The sequence below is a fragment of the Pseudohalioglobus lutimaris genome, assembly GCF_002866825.1.
GTDB classification, from domain to species: Bacteria; Pseudomonadota; Gammaproteobacteria; order Pseudomonadales; family Halieaceae; genus Halioglobus; species Halioglobus lutimaris.
Genome location: NZ_PKUS01000007.1, coordinates 136,003 through 152,539 on the forward strand (window position 1 = coordinate 136,003; position 16,537 = coordinate 152,539).

At 59.4% G+C, this 16,537-nt stretch carries 16 protein-coding genes; 14 read left to right on the forward strand and 2 right to left on the reverse strand.

What is annotated here, in order from left to right:
• Positions 1 to 74: 74 nt before the first annotated feature.
• Positions 75 to 1,100, reverse strand: coding sequence for an NADP-dependent oxidoreductase (locus C0039_RS07745; RefSeq protein ID WP_101517756.1), 1,026 nt, complete (start codon positions 1,098 to 1,100; stop codon positions 75 to 77).
• Positions 1,101 to 1,223: 123 nt separating this feature from the next.
• On the opposite strand from C0039_RS07745, the gene C0039_RS07750 reads away from it, so the two are divergent.
• Both C0039_RS07750 and C0039_RS07755 read left to right on the forward strand, forming a co-directional pair.
• A complete protein-coding gene (locus C0039_RS07750; protein ID WP_101517820.1) occupies positions 1,224 to 1,679 on the forward strand; it encodes a flavodoxin family protein in 456 nt (151 codons plus the stop codon).
• Between the two features lie 24 nt (positions 1,680 to 1,703).
• A complete protein-coding gene (locus tag C0039_RS07755; RefSeq protein WP_076000974.1) occupies positions 1,704 to 2,195 on the forward strand; it encodes a PaaI family thioesterase in 492 nt (163 codons plus the stop codon).
• On the opposite strand, the gene C0039_RS07760 is transcribed toward C0039_RS07755, so the two are convergent.
• Positions 2,192 to 3,085, reverse strand: coding sequence for a LysR family transcriptional regulator (locus C0039_RS07760; RefSeq protein WP_076000975.1), 894 nt, complete (start codon positions 3,083 to 3,085; stop codon positions 2,192 to 2,194). The two genes, C0039_RS07755 and C0039_RS07760, sit on opposite strands and share 4 nt — an antisense overlap.
• 107 nt (positions 3,086 to 3,192) lie before the next feature.
• On the opposite strand from C0039_RS07760, the gene leuC reads away from it, so the two are divergent.
• From leuC to C0039_RS07820, 12 genes are all read left to right on the forward strand, one after another.
• Positions 3,193 to 4,623: a 3-isopropylmalate dehydratase large subunit gene (leuC, locus tag C0039_RS07765; protein WP_076000976.1), complete on the forward strand. Its 1,431-nt coding sequence runs from the start codon at positions 3,193 to 3,195 to the stop codon at positions 4,621 to 4,623.
• Entirely contained in the window at positions 4,623 to 5,270 is a 648-nt protein-coding gene (gene leuD / locus C0039_RS07770) for a 3-isopropylmalate dehydratase small subunit (RefSeq protein WP_101517757.1), read from the forward strand. The genes leuC and leuD overlap by 1 nt, the downstream gene beginning before the upstream one ends.
• 77 nt (positions 5,271 to 5,347) lie before the next feature.
• Positions 5,348 to 6,427: a 3-isopropylmalate dehydrogenase gene (gene leuB, locus C0039_RS07775; RefSeq protein WP_076000978.1), complete on the forward strand. Its 1,080-nt coding sequence runs from the start codon at positions 5,348 to 5,350 to the stop codon at positions 6,425 to 6,427.
• 25 nt (positions 6,428 to 6,452) lie between these two features.
• The gene (locus C0039_RS07780; RefSeq protein ID WP_076000979.1) at positions 6,453 to 7,478 is read left to right on the forward strand and encodes an aspartate-semialdehyde dehydrogenase; all 1,026 of its coding nucleotides are present in this window, start codon (positions 6,453 to 6,455) and stop codon (positions 7,476 to 7,478) included.
• A gap of 199 nt (positions 7,479 to 7,677) precedes the next feature.
• Positions 7,678 to 9,972: a FimV/HubP family polar landmark protein gene (locus tag C0039_RS07785; protein ID WP_101517758.1), complete on the forward strand. Its 2,295-nt coding sequence runs from the start codon at positions 7,678 to 7,680 to the stop codon at positions 9,970 to 9,972.
• Complete coding sequence (truA, locus tag C0039_RS07790) at positions 9,965 to 10,813, forward strand: tRNA pseudouridine(38-40) synthase TruA (RefSeq protein WP_243391578.1); 849 nt, start codon at positions 9,965 to 9,967, stop codon at positions 10,811 to 10,813. The genes C0039_RS07785 and truA overlap by 8 nt, the downstream gene beginning before the upstream one ends.
• A gap of 70 nt (positions 10,814 to 10,883) precedes the next feature.
• Positions 10,884 to 11,525 carry a phosphoribosylanthranilate isomerase gene (locus C0039_RS07795; RefSeq protein WP_101517759.1) on the forward strand — a complete coding sequence of 214 codons (642 nt, stop codon included), beginning with the start codon at positions 10,884 to 10,886 and terminating at the stop codon, positions 11,523 to 11,525.
• Positions 11,526 to 12,746, forward strand: a complete 1,221-nt coding sequence (gene trpB / locus C0039_RS07800; RefSeq protein WP_076000982.1) for a tryptophan synthase subunit beta — start codon at positions 11,526 to 11,528, stop codon at positions 12,744 to 12,746.
• Positions 12,747 to 12,758: 12 nt separating this feature from the next.
• A complete protein-coding gene (trpA, locus tag C0039_RS07805; protein ID WP_101517760.1) occupies positions 12,759 to 13,580 on the forward strand; it encodes a tryptophan synthase subunit alpha in 822 nt (273 codons plus the stop codon).
• A gap of 49 nt (positions 13,581 to 13,629) precedes the next feature.
• Positions 13,630 to 14,589, forward strand: coding sequence for an acetyl-CoA carboxylase, carboxyltransferase subunit beta (gene accD, locus C0039_RS07810; protein ID WP_084179770.1), 960 nt, complete (start codon positions 13,630 to 13,632; stop codon positions 14,587 to 14,589).
• Positions 14,582 to 15,877, forward strand: a complete 1,296-nt coding sequence (gene folC, locus C0039_RS07815; protein WP_101517761.1) for a bifunctional tetrahydrofolate synthase/dihydrofolate synthase — start codon at positions 14,582 to 14,584, stop codon at positions 15,875 to 15,877. The genes accD and folC overlap by 8 nt, the downstream gene beginning before the upstream one ends.
• Positions 15,870 to 16,490 (forward strand): SPOR domain-containing protein, encoded by a 621-nt coding sequence (locus C0039_RS07820; RefSeq protein WP_076000983.1) that lies wholly within the window; start codon positions 15,870 to 15,872, stop codon positions 16,488 to 16,490. The genes folC and C0039_RS07820 overlap by 8 nt, the downstream gene beginning before the upstream one ends.
• Positions 16,491 to 16,537: the final 47 nt, after the last annotated feature.

A 16,537-nucleotide genomic window follows, 5' to 3' on the forward strand; every position in this document is an offset into this window, starting at 1 on the left:
CGCAAACACCCACCACCCGGCTACCTGCGCTGTGCTCTATCCCCATAGTTATCCACAGTTCGGCCTGTGGATAACTACTGCGGGTCGGCCAGTTTAAGCATCTGCTTCCCCTGGTTGCGGCCATCGAAGAGGCGCTGCAGGGTGGCGGGGATATTCTCAAAGCCCTCCTGAATGTCTTCTCGCCAGGCGATGTCTCCGCCCATGACCCAGTTGGCGAGATCGGCGAAGGCCTCCTCGGCGCGATCCAGGTAATCAATGACGATGAAGCCCTGCATGCGGATGCGCCTGGCGACCAGGATCATCAGGTTATTCGGCCCCGGCTGCGGTGTTTCTTCATTGTACTGGCTGATCGCCCCGCAGAGCACAATACGACCGAAATCCGCCATGTGACTGATGCCGGCTTCCAGGGTGTCGCCGCCGACATTATCAAAGAATACGTCCACGTCGTCGGGGCAGAGCTCGGTCAGGCGTGCATCGATATTCTCGCTTTTGTAATCAATCACTCCGTCCAGCTTGCAGGTGTCGGTCAGCCAGGCACACTTTTCTGCGCCTCCGGCGATGCCGATTACCCGGCAGCCCTTGAGTCGGGCGATCTGGGCCACCACGGAACCGGTGGCGCCCGCCGCGCCGGAAACCAGGACGGTATCGCCGGACTTTGGCTGGCCGACGTCCAGCAGGCCGAAGTAGGCGGTGAGGCTGGTTGTGCCGAACACGCTGAGTGCGATGCCAGGGGTAACACCCTCCGGCAGAATGCGCGGGGGAATCATCCCTGCCGGGTCGCCAATGGAATACGCCTGCCAGTTAAGCAAGCCCTGCACCAGTGCGCCTTCGGGTAGTGCGGCGTTGCGCGACGCAATGACCTGGCCTACGCCGCTGGCGCGCATGGGCTCGCCGATGGCCACCGGAGGCAGGTAGCTGCGTACGTCTTCCAGCCAGCCGCGCATGGCGGGGTCGAAGCCCAGCATGAGGGTTTTGATCAATACCTGGCCGGCGTCCAGGTCGGGGGAGGGCATGGGGCTCTGGACCAGCTCGAAATTGTCCGGACTCACCATGCCCACAGGGCGCTGCTTCAGCAGCCATTGTTTGTTGAGTTGCGTCATCGACCCGCTCCGCGATTTAAAGGGCGCCCATTACACCAGAAAGCACAAAGCGACAGCAATCGCCGTGGCGCTGCACCGCCGGTTATGTTCCAATTTGCGCAACCATTGGGGGAGCCGGGGGCGATGCCGTCGTTATTGATCGTCTATCACACGCAGAGCGGTAGCTGCGCACAGCTGGCCAGGGCCGCATTGCGAGGTGCCAGTAGTGAGCCGGGTGTGGGCGCTCGCGCGCTCCGCGCTTGCGATACGGGTGTGAGTGACCTCGCTGCCGCCAGTGGACTGTTACTGGTGACGGCTGAAAACAGTGGGTCGCTCAGTGGTGGCACCAAGGACTTCCTCGACCGGATATTTTACCCGGCAATAGAGCGTGGCCTGGTTTTGCCCTACGCGCTGTTGGTCAGCGCCGGTAATGATGGGCGCGGTGCCGTGCGGCAGGCGGAGCGCATACTCTCGGGGATTCCCTTCACCCAGGCGACCGAAGCGACGATACTGCGCGGCGAAGTGAACGCTGAGCATTTGCTCAGTGCCGCAGACCTCGGCCAGGCACTGGCTGCCGGTCTGGCGATGGGTATTTTTTAGAACTGACACAATCAAGGATGTAGCATGAGCGATTCAACTGTCGCGGCAGTACCCGATGGCTTTGAGCAGTTGCCGATGGGCTATGGTTTTACCGATACACTCAGCCCACTGTATCGCAAAGTAGCGGACAAGGATTTGCGCCTGGGTATGATCGTGGGCCCGCAGCACAGCAATACCATGGGTATCTGTCACGGTGGAGCGCTGATGACGCTGGCCGATATCGCCGGCGCTTCCTGGGGGAATATGGCGCGGGGTAAGGTTGCCGGAGCGCCTACCATCAACCTTAGTATCGATTTTATTTCATCGGCGAAGCGCGGCGAGTGGGTGGAGGCGCGCCAGGAGGGGGTGGAACTCAAGCGCCTGTTTGGCTTCGTGCGCGGCGTTATTTGTAACCAGAAAGGCGTGGTGGCACGGTTCAATGCCAGCTTCTACTTCCCGGATCATCCCGGGCTATCCCAGGACGGACTGGTCAAACCGGTGACCACGCACGGACTGATCAACGACGACGGCGGCTAGTCCGGGTCGTTCGCCTGGTCGCCCGCGGCCAACACGGCTTCGACAAACGCCTGTGCGGCGCGCGACAGGCTGCGACCCCGGTGGTAAACCAGCCCCAGGGTCCGCTCTGGCGCAACATTCTCGATTTCGATGGCAGTGAGTGAACTGTCGCGCATGCTGCGCGGCAGGATAGTCCAGCCAAGCCCCACGGAAGCCATCATACGAATCGTTTCCAGGTAATTGGTGGCCAGTGTGACCTGCAGGCTGAGCTGGTGCTGGTCAAACAGGCGCTTGATGATCTGTCCCGTATAGGTATTGAGGCCGGGGAGTATGGCGGGGTGGCGGCTCAGTGCTTTCAGGTCGGGTGGATGCGGCCCGCGCAGTAACTCGTGGTCCCGGGCGATCATGAATTCCAGCGGGTCTTGCCAGACGGGAGTAGTGAGCAAACTGCTTTCCTCCTCAGGCGCCAGCGTTACCACCGCCAGCTCTGCCTTACCCTGGTTGATTAGCTCGTAGGCCTGCTCGGAATCCATAAAATCGATGTCGATATGCACGGCGGGGTAGTCGCGACTGAAGTGGCTCAGTACCGGGGGCAGGCGGTGCAGGCCGATGTGGTGGCTGGTTGCCAGACGCAGTTGTCCACCCACTTCCCCTGAAAGGTCGCGCACTGAACGCTCTGCCCTGGCCAGTTCGCGCTGTACGGATTTGGCGTGCGGCAACAGCGCGTTGCCAGCCTCCGTCAGGCTTACCACCCGGCCGATACGGTCGAACAGCTCTGCCCCCAGTTGCTCCTCCAGCAGCGCAACGCGCTTACTGACCGCGGGTTGGGTGAGATGCAGCTTCTCTGCCGCCTCGGAAAAGGAACCTGTTTCGGCCACAAGAACGAAAGCGCGCAGATTATTGATGTCCATGGTATTCCTTGTGGGAATTCATTGAATAAAAATAATAAATTTGAGTAATTCCTAATGCAAGCCCATAATTCTCGCCTCGATGAAAACAAACAAGCAGGAGGTCCCTGATGGCCGGGCAGACCCTTTACGACAAGTTGTGGCAGAACCATCTGGTGGAGCAGCGCGACGACGGTAGTGCCCTCATCTACATAGACCGCCAGTTGATACACGAAGTGACCTCTCCGCAGGCCTTCGAGGGATTGCGCCTCGCCGGTCGCAAGCCCTGGCGCCGCGATGCGAATCTGGCGGTGCCAGACCATAACGTGCCGACGGAGTTGCGCGAGCGCGCCGGTGGCGTGGCCGCAATCGAGGACCCGGTATCCCGCCTGCAAGTGCAGACTCTGGATGACAACTGCGACGACTTCGACCTGGTCAAATTTGACATCAATGACGTGCGCCAGGGCATTGTTCACGTGGTGGGCCCCGAGCAGGGTGCAACCCTGCCCGGCATGACGGTCGTCTGCGGTGACTCCCATACCTCTACCCACGGTGCCCTGGGCGCGCTGGCCCACGGTATTGGTACTTCCGAGGTGGAGCATGTGCTGGCCACCCAGACTCTCATCCAGCAGAAGATGAAGAACATGTTGGTCCGCGTGGACGGAAAGTTGCAGCAAGGGGTGACCGCCAAAGATGTGGCCCTGGCCATTATTGGCAAGATCGGCACGGCCGGCGGTACGGGGTATGCCATTGAGTTCGGTGGCGAGGTAGTGCGTGAGCTCTCCATGGAAGGCCGTATGACACTGTGCAACATGTCTATTGAGGCGGGCGCGCGTATGGGCATGATCGCAGTGGATGATACGACCCTGGATTACGTGAAAGGCCGGCCCTACGCGCCGGCGGGTGAAATGTGGGACCTCGCCGTTGCCGCCTGGCGTGAGCTGCACTCGGATGACGATGCGGTGTTCGACGCCGTTGTCACCCTGCAGGGCGCGGACATCAAACCGCAGGTTACCTGGGGCACCTCGCCGGAAATGGTGCTGCCCGTGGATGGGCAATTGCCTGACCCGGCGGCCATCGACGACGCAACAAGCAAGGCGGCGGTGACCCGTGCGCTGGCATATATGGGGCTGGATGCCAGCTCGCAAATCACTGACATCAAACTCGACCGCGTATTTATCGGGTCCTGCACCAACTCGCGCATCGAGGACCTGCGCGCCGCTGCGGCGGTAGTGAAGGGTCGGAAGGTGGCCAGCAGTATCAAGCAGGCGCTGGTAGTGCCCGGTTCCGGCCAGGTGAAAAAACAGGCGGAGGAAGAGGGGCTGGACCGAATCTTCCTCGATGCGGGTATGGAGTGGCGCGAGCCCGGCTGTTCAATGTGCCTGGCAATGAACGCTGACAAGCTCGGTGCAGGCGAGCACTGTGCGTCCACTTCCAACCGTAATTTCGAAGGCCGCCAGGGTTTCGGTGGGCGCACCCACCTGGTGAGCCCGGCTATGGCGGCAGCGGCTGCAGTGGCGGGACATTTTGTCGATGTACGGCAATGGCAGGAGGCAGGGTAATGAGAGCATTTACTGTACACAGCGGGCTGGTGGCGCCTATGGATCGCGCCAACGTGGACACGGACCTGATCATTCCCAAGCAGTTCCTGAAGTCGATCAAGCGTTCCGGTTTCGGCCCCAATCTGTTCGATGAGTTGCGCTACCTGGACGAGGGCCAGCCCGGAGAGGACTGCAGCAAGCGACCGCTGAACGAGGAGTTCCCGCTCAATTTCCCGCGCTACCAGGGCGCCTCTGTGCTCCTGGCCAGGGAGAACTTCGGCTGCGGATCCAGCCGTGAGCACGCCCCCTGGGCACTGGAGGATTATGGGTTTCGTGCCATTATCGCGCCCAGCTTTGCTGATATTTTCTATAACAACTGCTTCAAGAACGGGGTGCTGCCGATTGCCATAGACGAGGCCACGGTGGATCGCCTGTTCGATGAAATGTATGCAGATGAGGGGTATCAGCTCACCATTGACCTTGAGCGTCAGCTGGTGATCACGCCCACGGGGGAAGAAATACCCTTCGACGTCGACGCCTTCCGTCGACAGTGTCTGCTGGAGGGGCTGGATGACATTGGCCTTACACTGCAGCGCGCTGAAGCGATTCGTGCCTACGAGGCCAGCGCAAGGCAGAAGTCACCCTGGTTGTTTGATGTGATCAGGTAGTGTGCCCGGCGAGACTGTGACGGGCCTGCGACGACTGAGCGATGCCTACTGCTCCTTTGGATAAACGGAAATAAAATATGAGTAAGAAAGTACTGGTGCTTCCCGGAGATTACATTGGCCCGGAAATCATGGCCGAGGCGGTGAAAGTCCTGGAAGCCGTCAACCGGCGGTTTGACCTGGGTATAGAGCTGGAGCATGGCCTGCTGGGCGGCGCCGCCATCGACGCCCACGGCGTGCCTCTGCCTGATGCAACGCTGGCCCTGGCGCGCGAGGCTGACGCCATTTTACTGGGTGCGGTGGGCGGCCCCAAGTGGGACAACGTGGAGCGCCACCTGCGGCCGGAGAAAGGGTTGCTGGCAATTCGCTCTGAACTGCAGCTGTTTGGCAATCTGCGCCCGGCCATACTCTATCCGCAGCTGGCGGATGCTTCCAGCCTGAAGCCGGAGCTGGTTGCTGGCCTGGATATTCTCATCGTTCGCGAACTGACGGGCGGCATTTACTTCGGCGAGCCCCGTGGTATCCGTACGCTGGAGAACGGTGAGCGCGAGGGCTATAACACCTACAAGTACAATGAGTCCGAGATTCGTCGCATCGGTCACCTGGCGTTCGAGCTTGCCCGCAAGCGCGACAAGCGTGTCTGCAGTGTGGACAAGTCCAATGTACTGGAAGCGACCATTCTGTGGCGTGAGGTCATGGAGGAGGTGGGTAAAGACTACCCGGACGTGGAACTGAGCCATATTTATGTGGATAACGCTGCCATGCAACTGGTGATGCGGCCCAAGCAGTTCGATGTGATGGTAACCGGCAATATGTTCGGTGACATCCTTTCTGATGCCGCTGCCATGCTCACCGGTTCTATCGGGATGCTGCCTTCTGCGTCTCTCGATCAGAATGGGCGAGGGATGTACGAACCCTGCCATGGCAGTGCGCCTGATATTGCCGGTGAAGGCAAGGCGAACCCGCTGGCCACTATTCTCTCGGTAGCGATGATGTTGCGTTACACACTGGGAAGTGCCGAGGCCGCCGAGGTTATTGAGCGAGCCGTGAGTGATGTGCTCGACCAGGGTTTACGCACGCCGGATATTTACAGCGAGGGCACCAGACAGGTGACCACGGTAGAAATGGGCGAAGCCGTGCTGGCTGCGGTACAAGCATGAGACGGGACTGGGCAGGAGTATTGAGATGACTGATTTATATGATGTAGCTGTAGTGGGTGCCACCGGAGCGGTTGGCGAAGCGATGATTTCCATTCTGGAGGAGCGCGATTTTCCCGTTGGCAATCTCTACCCTCTGGCCAGCAGCCGGTCCGCCGGCAAGACTATCATGTTCAAGGGGAGTACCGTGAAAGTCACTGATCTGGCTGAGTTCGATTTCAGCCGGGCACGCATTGGCCTGTTTTCTGCCGGGGGTAGCATTTCCGAGAAGTATGCCCCCATTGCCGCTGAGGCGGGCTGCGTGGTGATCGACAACACCTCGCATTTCCGGCGTGAAGAGGATATTCCCCTGGTTGTGCCCGAAGTGAATGTCGAGGCATTGTCGGGTTATATGACACGCGGCATTATCGCCAATCCCAACTGCTCTACCATTCAGATGCTGGTGGCACTGAAGCCGATCTACGACGCAGTGGGTATCGAGCGTATCAATGTCTGTACCTACCAGGCGGTGTCCGGCACCGGCAAGGAGGCGATTGAGGAGTTGGCAGGCCAGACCGCTCGTTTGCTAAATGGCCAGGAAGCGGAATGTGAGGTTTACCCCCGGCAGATTGCATTCAACGTCCTGCCCCATATTGATACTTTTCAGGAAAATGGCTACACCCGTGAAGAGATGAAAATGGTCTGGGAAACCCAGAAAATATTTGACGATCCCAGCATTCAGGTAAACCCGACCTGTGTGCGAGTGCCGGTGTTTTTCGGGCACTCTGAAGCGGTGCATATCGAGACCGTGGACAAAATCACCGCCGAACAGGCCAGGGAACTGCTGCGCAATGCGCCCGGCGTGCAGGTGATGGATGAGCAGGGCGATGGTGGCTATCCCACTGCGGTCAGCGACAGCGCGGGAACGGATCCGGTGTTTGTTGGCAGGATTCGCGAGGACATTTCACATCCCCGCGGGCTGGATATGTGGGTGGTGGCGGATAATGTGCGTAAGGGCGCAGCCCTCAATAGTGTGCAAATTGCCGAGGCATTGATAACAACTTACCTTGATTAAAGTTGGTAAATTATTGATACTTTTAGTAGAAAAGGGCTAGTTGCCAGTGCACGGAAGCATGTCGTTTAGTCGAGAAAAGTAAAGAAAGTGCTTTCAGGGTAGAGCGTTTAGGCGCACCATATCGGGTAACCAGTTAGGGGGGTCGCGCCAGGGGAGGCCGGCCTGGTTTTATGTGGTTAATATAATAAGGCGTCGGAGTATGGCTCGTAAGTTTGCTGCTGCTGTTTTCTCTCTGGGGTGTATTCACGCGAGTTCAAGTTTCGCGCTGGGTCTGGGTGAAATCAAACTGGACTCGTTTCTCAACGAGCCGCTGAAAGCGAAGGTTGATCTGCTCAACACCGAGAGTTTGCACTCCGACGAGATTCGAATCCGCCTGGCCACCCGAGAAGATTTTGAGCGCATGGGCGTCGAGCGCGCCTACTTCCTGACCAGTATTACCTTCGAAGTGAGCGTTGATGCCGGCGGTAAAGGCTCGATCAGTATCACCTCCGAAGACCCTGTCCTCGAGCCTTATCTGGATTTCATCGTAGAAGCACGTTGGCCCTCCGGTCGGCTGTTGCGTGAATACACCGTATTGGTTGATCCACCGCTGTTCGATACCAGTACTCCGGTGGTTTCGGCGACACAGCGTGTTGCCGAAGTGGAGGGGACTCCGCTGCCAGATGCAGGCGGAAAAAAGTCGACTGACCCGGCTGCGAGCAGTGGCACCCGGGTTGATATGCTCAAGTCGGATCTCGCCCCGGGGGCCATGCCGCAGCGGGATTTCAATGCCGAGACATCGACCGCGCCGCGTTCAGGCAGCCGGTACATGATTCACCGGGACGATACCCTGTGGGCGATTGCCGCGTCGGCGAAGCCCGCGGGCACTTCCGTGCACCAGACCATGCTGGATATCCAGCGCATGAACCCCGATGCCTTTATCGACGGTAATATCAACCGTATCAAGGCCGGATATATTATCTACCTTCCCACCGAAGACGATATCAGCTCCCGGGATATGGCCGCGGCCCTGGCAGAGGTAAAGCAACAGAATGAAGACTGGCAGGCCGGTCGTGCCAGTGCGCCTGTATCCAGGGGGCCAAAACTGCGCATCTCTGCCGACCCGGCTGAAGACGGCAGCGATACGGGTGCAGAGGCCGGTGATTATGCAGCGGGCGGGACAGCGGCTGAAGCCGATCGTGCCAGCCTCGAGCAGGCAGAGATCGCAGAAGAGCTGGCCTCGGTACAGCAGCAGGTCGAGACCCTGCAGCGTATCGTCAACCTGAAAGACGACCAGATCGCCGCGTTGCAAAACGCGCTGGCAGAGCAGGGTGGGTCTGTTGAATCAATAAGCGATGCTGCAGGCGACCAGGGTGCCACGCCGGCGGACATGGATGCAATGCTCGACACAGAGAGTGCGTACCAGGATCCGGACACCGATGACGCTGTAGGTGCCGGTGATGATGAGTACGATGTCGCAGATGCAGATAGCACGGCCGGCGAAGAAGATACCGAACAGGCAGTTGCAGACGGTTCTGCTGCGATAGAACAGGATACAGTTGAAACTGCGCCAGCCGCCACCGCGCCGGCCGCGGCCCAGCCTGCGCAAGAGCCGGCTGAAGAAGGCGGCATGATGAGCAAAGTGCTCTACGCTGTGGGCGCGCTGGTACTGGCACTGCTTGCGTTTTTCTTTGTGCGTCGACGCAACGAAGATAACGAAGAAGAGCAGTCCATTGTTGAGGACGCTTTCGCCGATGTGCAGCTCAAGGAGGAGCAGGTAGAACTGGTTCCGGAAGACCTGGGTCGGGAAGATGTTGCTGAAGAGTTGGAAAGTGGCCCTGCGGAGGAACGGGAAGAACCGGCCTCCGATATGGATAGCCGGGGTTATGGAGAGCACAAGCACGACGAGTATGCATCGGATACCGATGCCAGCGACGCGCTGGCGGAAGCTGATATCTATATCGCCTATGGGCGTTACCCGCAAGCCAAGGACCTGCTGCAGAGCGCGCTGACCAGCGAGCCCCGCAATGCCGCATACCGACTCAAATTGCTGGAAACTGAACTGCAGATGGGCGAGACGTCTGCAGCAGAGGAGCAGCTGCGCGAACTCGAAGCGATTGGTGATGCAGGCAGTATCGCCCGGGGTAGAGAGTTGCTGGGGGACGGTGGGGCCTTTGACAAGCCCCCCGCCGGCCTGGGTGCGGAAATCGAGAATCTCGAAGAGTCCGACTTTGCCGGGCTGGAAATTGAAGGCGCCGACGACGACGAAATGCTTGATGATGACCTGGATCTGTCAGCCGATTTTGCCGACGACGCGCTTGGCGACGACGGCGAGGAAGAGGACCTGGTGATTGCGGCTGAGGCCAATGGCATGTCGACCAAGCTTGATCTGGCGCGCGCCTACATGGATATGGGTGACGAGAACGGTGCCCGGCAGATCCTCGAGGAAGTTGTTGCCGAGGGCTCCGAAGAACAGAAAGCAGAAGCTGGAGCATTACTGGATCGCATTGGCTGATTCATTTCCCCGCCTGAGTGCCGACCCGCTCCCTGCGGGCGGCCGTATCGCCTGTAGAATTGAATACAACGGCTCCGGCTATAACGGCTGGCAGATACAACCCCATCCCGGCTCCCGCACCGTGCAGCAGGAATTGGAATCCGCGCTCGGTAGCGTGGCCGATTGCTCCCTCCGCGTGCACTGCGCCGGGCGCACCGATACGGGCGTGCATGGGCACTGCCAGATAATTCATTTCGATGCGCCGGCAGCCCGCTCGCCCAAAGCCTGGGTTGTGGGTACAAACGCCAGCCTGCCCGAGGATGTGCGCGTGCACTGGGCTGTGCCGGTGCCGGACACTTTCCACGCCCGTTTCAGCGCCCTGTCTCGTCGCTATCGCTACCTGATTGCCAACACTCCGGTGCGTCCCCCCTTGTTCTGCAAGCAGTTAACCTGGCACCGTTTTCCCCTGGATGCTGAGCTGATGCACGCCGAGGCCCAGTGCTTGCCAGGTGAACAGGACTTCTCTGCATTTCGCGCCGCATCCTGTCAGTCCTCCACCCCGATGCGCAACGTGTATGCGGTAGAGGTATTTCGGCAGGGTGAACTGGTGGTGGTTGATATCCAGGCCAATGCCTTCCTTCACCACATGGTTCGCAATATTGTCGGTTCCCTGATCGCTGTTGGTGCCGGGCGCCAGCCAGCTGGCTGGACTGCCGCGGTATTGCGGGGGCGCGACAGGACACTCGCCGCTGACACCGCGCCACCGCATGGTCTCTATCTGGCAGACGTGGCTTACCCTGGTGACTATCGGCTGCCGCCCACACCCTATGGCCCTTTGTTTTTACGTGCCCGGAGACACTGACTGTAAAGACAGCCGCTGGTGCTTCTGCTATGCTTCGCGCCGTGTTTTTTCGCTGTGATCAGGTCTGAAAGTGACGCGTACGCGTATTAAAATCTGTGGCATTACCAGACCTGAGGACGCGCTCTGTGCCGTTCACAGTGGCGCAGACGCTATCGGCCTGGTGTTTTACCCTCCCAGTCCGCGCGCGGTCAGCATTGAACAGGCGCGAGAGGTTGCCTCCGTGGTGCCTCCCCTGGTGACCCTTGTGGCGTTGTTTGTGGATGCGACAGCGCAGGAGATAGCGCGGGTACTGGAGTCCGTCCCGGTGGGCCTTATCCAGTTCCATGGCAACGAAGATGCCGCTTTTTGCGGTCAGTTCCACAGGCCATGGATCAAGGCGATAAGGATCAAGGACGACCTGGATGTCGCAGCCGCTTGCGGTGCCTATGACGCGGCCAGCGGTGTACTGCTGGATGCCTGGCAAGAGGGCGTGCCTGGCGGTACCGGCAAGACCTTCGAATGGTCGCGCGCCGAGGGCAGGACCAGCCTGCCGGTGGTGTTGGCCGGTGGCCTCAATAGCAGTAACGTGGGCTCGGCAATCAAGACCCTTGGCCCCTGGGCAGTAGATGTCAGCGGCGGTGTTGAAGTCAGCCCCGGCATAAAGGACGCTGGGAAAATCGAACAGTTTATCGCGGCGGTGCGCGTCGCGGATCAGCAGCGAGCGGAAGAGTAGATGAACAGTGAAGTGAAAAAGACGGATTTTTCAGCGGTACCGGATGCGCAGGGGCGTTTTGGCGTCTACGGCGGAAAATTCGTTGCCGAGACCCTGATGTCCGCATTGGATGACCTCGAGAGTCTTTACAATCGGCTCAAAGATGATGAAAGCTTCCAGCGTGAACTGGACGAGGACCTGGCGCGCTACGTAGGTCGTCCCTCTCCTCTGTATGAGGCCCGGCGCTGGAGCGAGCGCGTGGGCGGTGCGCGCATTTTGCTCAAGCGCGAGGACCTCAACCACACGGGTGCCCACAAGGTTAACAACACCGTTGGTCAGGCCCTGCTGGCCAAGCACATGGGTAAAAAACGGGTTATTGCGGAGACCGGTGCCGGGCAGCACGGCGTTGCCACTGCGACAATCGCAGCCCGCCTCGGCCTGGAGTGCCAGGTTTTCATGGGTGAAGAAGACGTGCGTCGTCAGGCGCTGAACGTGTATCGCATGAAGCTGCTTGGCGCTGATGTGATCTCGGTAAAGTCCGGCTCTCGAACGTTGAAAGACGCCATGAATGAAGCCATGCGTGACTGGGTGACCCATGTGGATGAGACGTTCTACATTATTGGCACCGTTGCCGGCCCCCACCCCTATCCTATGCTGGTCAGGGACTTCCAGTGTGTGATTGGCAGGGAGGCCCGCGCGCAGTCACTGGATTATCTGGGCAAACTACCCGATGCACTGGTGGCCTGTGTAGGGGGTGGCTCCAATGCCATAGGGTTGTTCCACCCGTTCCTGGAGGATGAGTCCGTCGCCATGTACGGCGTCGAGGCCGGTGGCCACGGCGTGTCCACTAATCAGCATGCGGCGCCTTTGACCGCTGGTACGCCAGGTGTATTGCATGGCAACCGCACTTACCTGATGCAGGACGCCAATGGGCAGATTATGCACACGCACTCGGTTTCGGCCGGCCTGGACTACCCGGGAGTGGGCCCCGAGCACAGTTGGTTGCACGATATCGGTCGGGTGAATTATGTCGTCGCCAATGATGACGAGGCGCTGGCCGCTTTTCATACGCTGACGCGGGTGGAGGGCATTATGCCCGCGCTGGAATCCAGTCATGCATTAGCTTACGCAGAGAAGCTGGCGGCGAGCATGACGCCGGAACAAAGCATAGTCGTCAATCTCTCCGGGCGTGGGGACAAGGATATTCACACCGTTGCGCAGATCGACGGCATTGATTTTTAGGGGAGTAGGCAATTGAGTCGTATAGCGGGGCGTTTTCAGGAACTGGCTGCACAGGGGCGTAAAGCGCTGATCCCCTATATCGTGGTGGGTGACCCGGCGCCGGAGGTTACCGTGCCGTTGATGCATGCCCTGGTCGCAAACGGAGCGGACATCATCGAACTGGGGGTGCCTTTTTCTGATCCCATGTCGGAGGGCCCCGTCATTCAGCTGGCCCATGAGCGGGCACTCGCCAGCGGTACCAGTTTGCGTGATGCGCTGGCCGCAGTGCGCCAGTTCCGTGAGTCGGATACGACGACGCCTGTACTGTTAATGGGCTATGCCAATCCCGTGGAGCATATGGGGCATGCTGCTTTTGCTGACGCCGCCGCGGAAGCCGGCCTGGATGCGTTGCTGACGGTGGATATCCCCCCCGAGGAAGTGACGGGCATCAATGCTGAATTGCGCCGGGTGGGGCTGGACAATATTTTTCTGGTCGCGCCCACTACACCGGATGCGCGCATCGGCCGTATCGTCGATCAGGCCAGCGGGTTTATTTACTATGTTTCGCTCAAGGGTGTGACCGGCGCGGGCCACCTCGATGTCGACGACGTTGCAGCCCATGTGGCACGTATTCGCGACCGCTCAGACCTGCCGGTCGCGGTGGGCTTTGGCATCAAGGATGCGCAGTCGGCAGCATCGGTTGCCGGCATTGCGGACGGGATTGTCGTCGGTAGCGCCCTGATTCGCGCCATGGCCGATAAATTGGAGGCCGGAGGCGACCACCAGGCGGCTCAGCAGGCCGCCGTTGAACTTCTGAAGGAAATCCGCAGCGGAGTGGACAGCACCGCTTCCTAGTCAGGCCGGCTGGCGTTTATAATGATGCCTCCATCGGTGGGGGAACTACATGAGCTGGATAGACAAGATTCTACCTTCTGGCGTGAGCAAGGGAGAAGGCGACAAGCGCTCCAATGTGCCTGAGGGTTTGTGGAAGAAGTGCGTCAAGTGCGAGGCTGTACTCTATCGCCCTGACCTTGAGCGCAACGACGATGTTTGTCCCAAGTGCGATCACCATATGCGTATCGGCGCCCGGCGGCGACTCGATACCTTTCTCGACAAGGAGGGCCGTGAGGAGATCCTTGTTGATATAGAGCCCGTTGATCGGCTCAAATTCAAGGACAAGAAACGCTACCGGGATCGTCTTACCGCGGCGCAAAAATCGACCGGTGAAAAAGATGCCCTGGTCGCCATGCGCGGTACGCTCAGGGGTATGCCGTTGGTTACCGTGGCCTTTGAGTTTGATTTCCATGGCGGTTCCATGGGATACGCGGTAGGGGAAAAATTCACTCGTGCCGCGCAGCTCGCGCTGGAAGAAAACATCCCGCTGGTGTGCTTTGCTGCCTCGGGTGGCGCGCGTATGCAGGAGGCCCTGATTTCCCTGATGCAGATGGCCAAGACCAGTGCCGTACTCGAGCGTATGAAACAGGCAGCCGTCCCTTATATCTCGGTTATGACCGATCCCATTTACGGTGGCGTTTCCGCGTCGCTGGCGTTACTGGGCGATATAAATGTGGCCGAGCCAGATGCGAGGGCGGGTTTCGCCGGTCCCAATATCATTGAGCAAACCATTCGCCAGAAGCTTCCCAAAGGCTTTCAGCGCAGTGAATTCCTGTTGGAACATGGCGCAATCGACATGATTGTGCACCGGACCGAAATGCGTGACACGCTGGCCCGGTTGCTGGCCAAGCTGGGCCACCTCGAACTGCAGCCGACCGAGGAGTTGAACGAGGAGCCTGCGGGGGACAGCATAGAGCCTGAGGTCAGTGACGAAGTGGAGATTCCCCTAAAAACGGAAGGGGATGATTAATCAACCGCTTGCCCAGTGGCTACAGCATCTAGAGACACTGCACCCCCGGGAGATGGATCTCGGGCTTGAGCGTGTCACCCAGGTAGCGCAAACCCTGGGTCTGCTGCCGGTGGCGGTCCCCGTGGTGACCATCGCCGGTACAAACGGTAAAGGCTCCACGGTAGGCGTGCTGGAATCACTGCTGGCGGAATGCGGTCGCAGTGTCGGTGCTTTTACCTCGCCACATTTCCTGCGCTTCAACGAACGTATTCGTGTCGATCTTGAAGAAGCTCATGATGAGGAGATCGTTGCCGCTTTCAGCGCAATTGAGCAGGCTCGTGGTGATACGTCGCTGACCTACTTCGAGTTCGCCTGTTTGGCGGCCCTGTGGATATTTCGTGCACGAGAAGTAGATTTTGTGGTGCTTGAGGTGGGGCTGGGAGGGCGGCTGGACGCTGCCAACATTGTCGACGCCGATGTGGCGGTGATTACCAGTATCGATCTGGATCATCGGGATTGGCTGGGCGACACGCGTGAGGACATCGCCGGGGAGAAGGCGGGAATCATGCGCGAGGCCCGACCCGTGGTAATCGCCGAGCCGAATCCGCCGCAGTCGCTGTTGCAGTATGCCGGGCGCGTGGGCGCGCTGCCTGTGTTGTGCCTGGGGAGCGATTTTGGTTACGAGATAGTAGAGGGTGGCTGGCAGGGGCGCTTATGGACTAGCGCCGCGGAGTCCAGGGTTTTGCCGACAAAGCAGCGGGATGCGCTGTTACCGGGGAATATTTGCGCCGCTGCACAGGCCGCGTTGCTTCTCGGTGTACAGTTCGGTGACCTGGAGTTGGAGAACGCGCTGGCCGGGGCATATCACCCGGGGCGTTGCCAGCGCCTGGAGATGGCCGGGAAGCACTACCTGCTGGACGTCGCTCACAACCCGGCGGCAATTAATAAGCTGCTGGAGTTTATTGACGCAACTCCTTGTAAAGGAAAGATTATTGCTTTATTTTCCGCAATGAAAGACAAGCCGGTTGCGGAGATGCTGGCGCAATGTGGCGATCGCTTTGATGCCTGGTTTCTGGGCGAGCAGCCGGGGAATCCCCGTGCCATGGGCGCCGGCGAAATCGCCGAGCTCCTGCATGAGCAGGGGTGTAACATGGTCAGTGTGAGCAAGAACCTGCGGCAGGCGTTTCGCCGGGCGCAGAGCGTGACCGGCGAAGACGATTTGCTGGTGATATTTGGCTCCTTTTTTACTGTCGCTGCCGTTCTACCGCAACTGGAAAAGGACCGAAGGAAAACCGGGACCGATGAATGATGTTTTAAAACAACGCCTCGTGGGGGCGCTTATCCTGGTAGCGCTGGGGGTAGTTTTCTGGCCCATTATATTTGTGGAACCGGGTGAACAGGGCGCGGCCGGCGAGGCCCGGATCCCGCCACGCCCGGAAGTCGTGTCGACACCGATAGAGCCACCGGACATAGCGGGCCTGCGCCCCTCGCGTGAATTCAAAAAAGAGACTGAACCTGAGGTCAGCGAGCAGATCGCGCCCGCACAGCCCACACCTGCTGCTGCCCCCGCCGTTGCTGAAGAGCAGCCTGTGGCGGCGTCGCCTCCTCCGGTAAAACCGGCGCCGGCAAAGAAGACGCGAAGTGAACCGCCCGTTAAACCAGCGCTGGATGCAGACGGTATCCCGGTAACGTGGATTTTGCGTGTGGCCAGCGTCAGCAGTGCCGACAAGTCGGACCAGTTGCGCAAGGAACTGTTGGCCATGGGGCATAAAGCATACGTGCAAAAGGTGAACAGCGGAGGGCGCACGCTCTACCGCGTGTATATCGGGCCGAAGGTTGAAAAAGCCAGGCTGGAGAAAATTCGTGGCGATATCGATGCGCGATTCGGCGTGACGTCGATGATTACCCGGTACTATCCCTGATGAGCCTGGGTGTAATTTCTCTGCACGGGCCCCGCTCTGTTAGAATT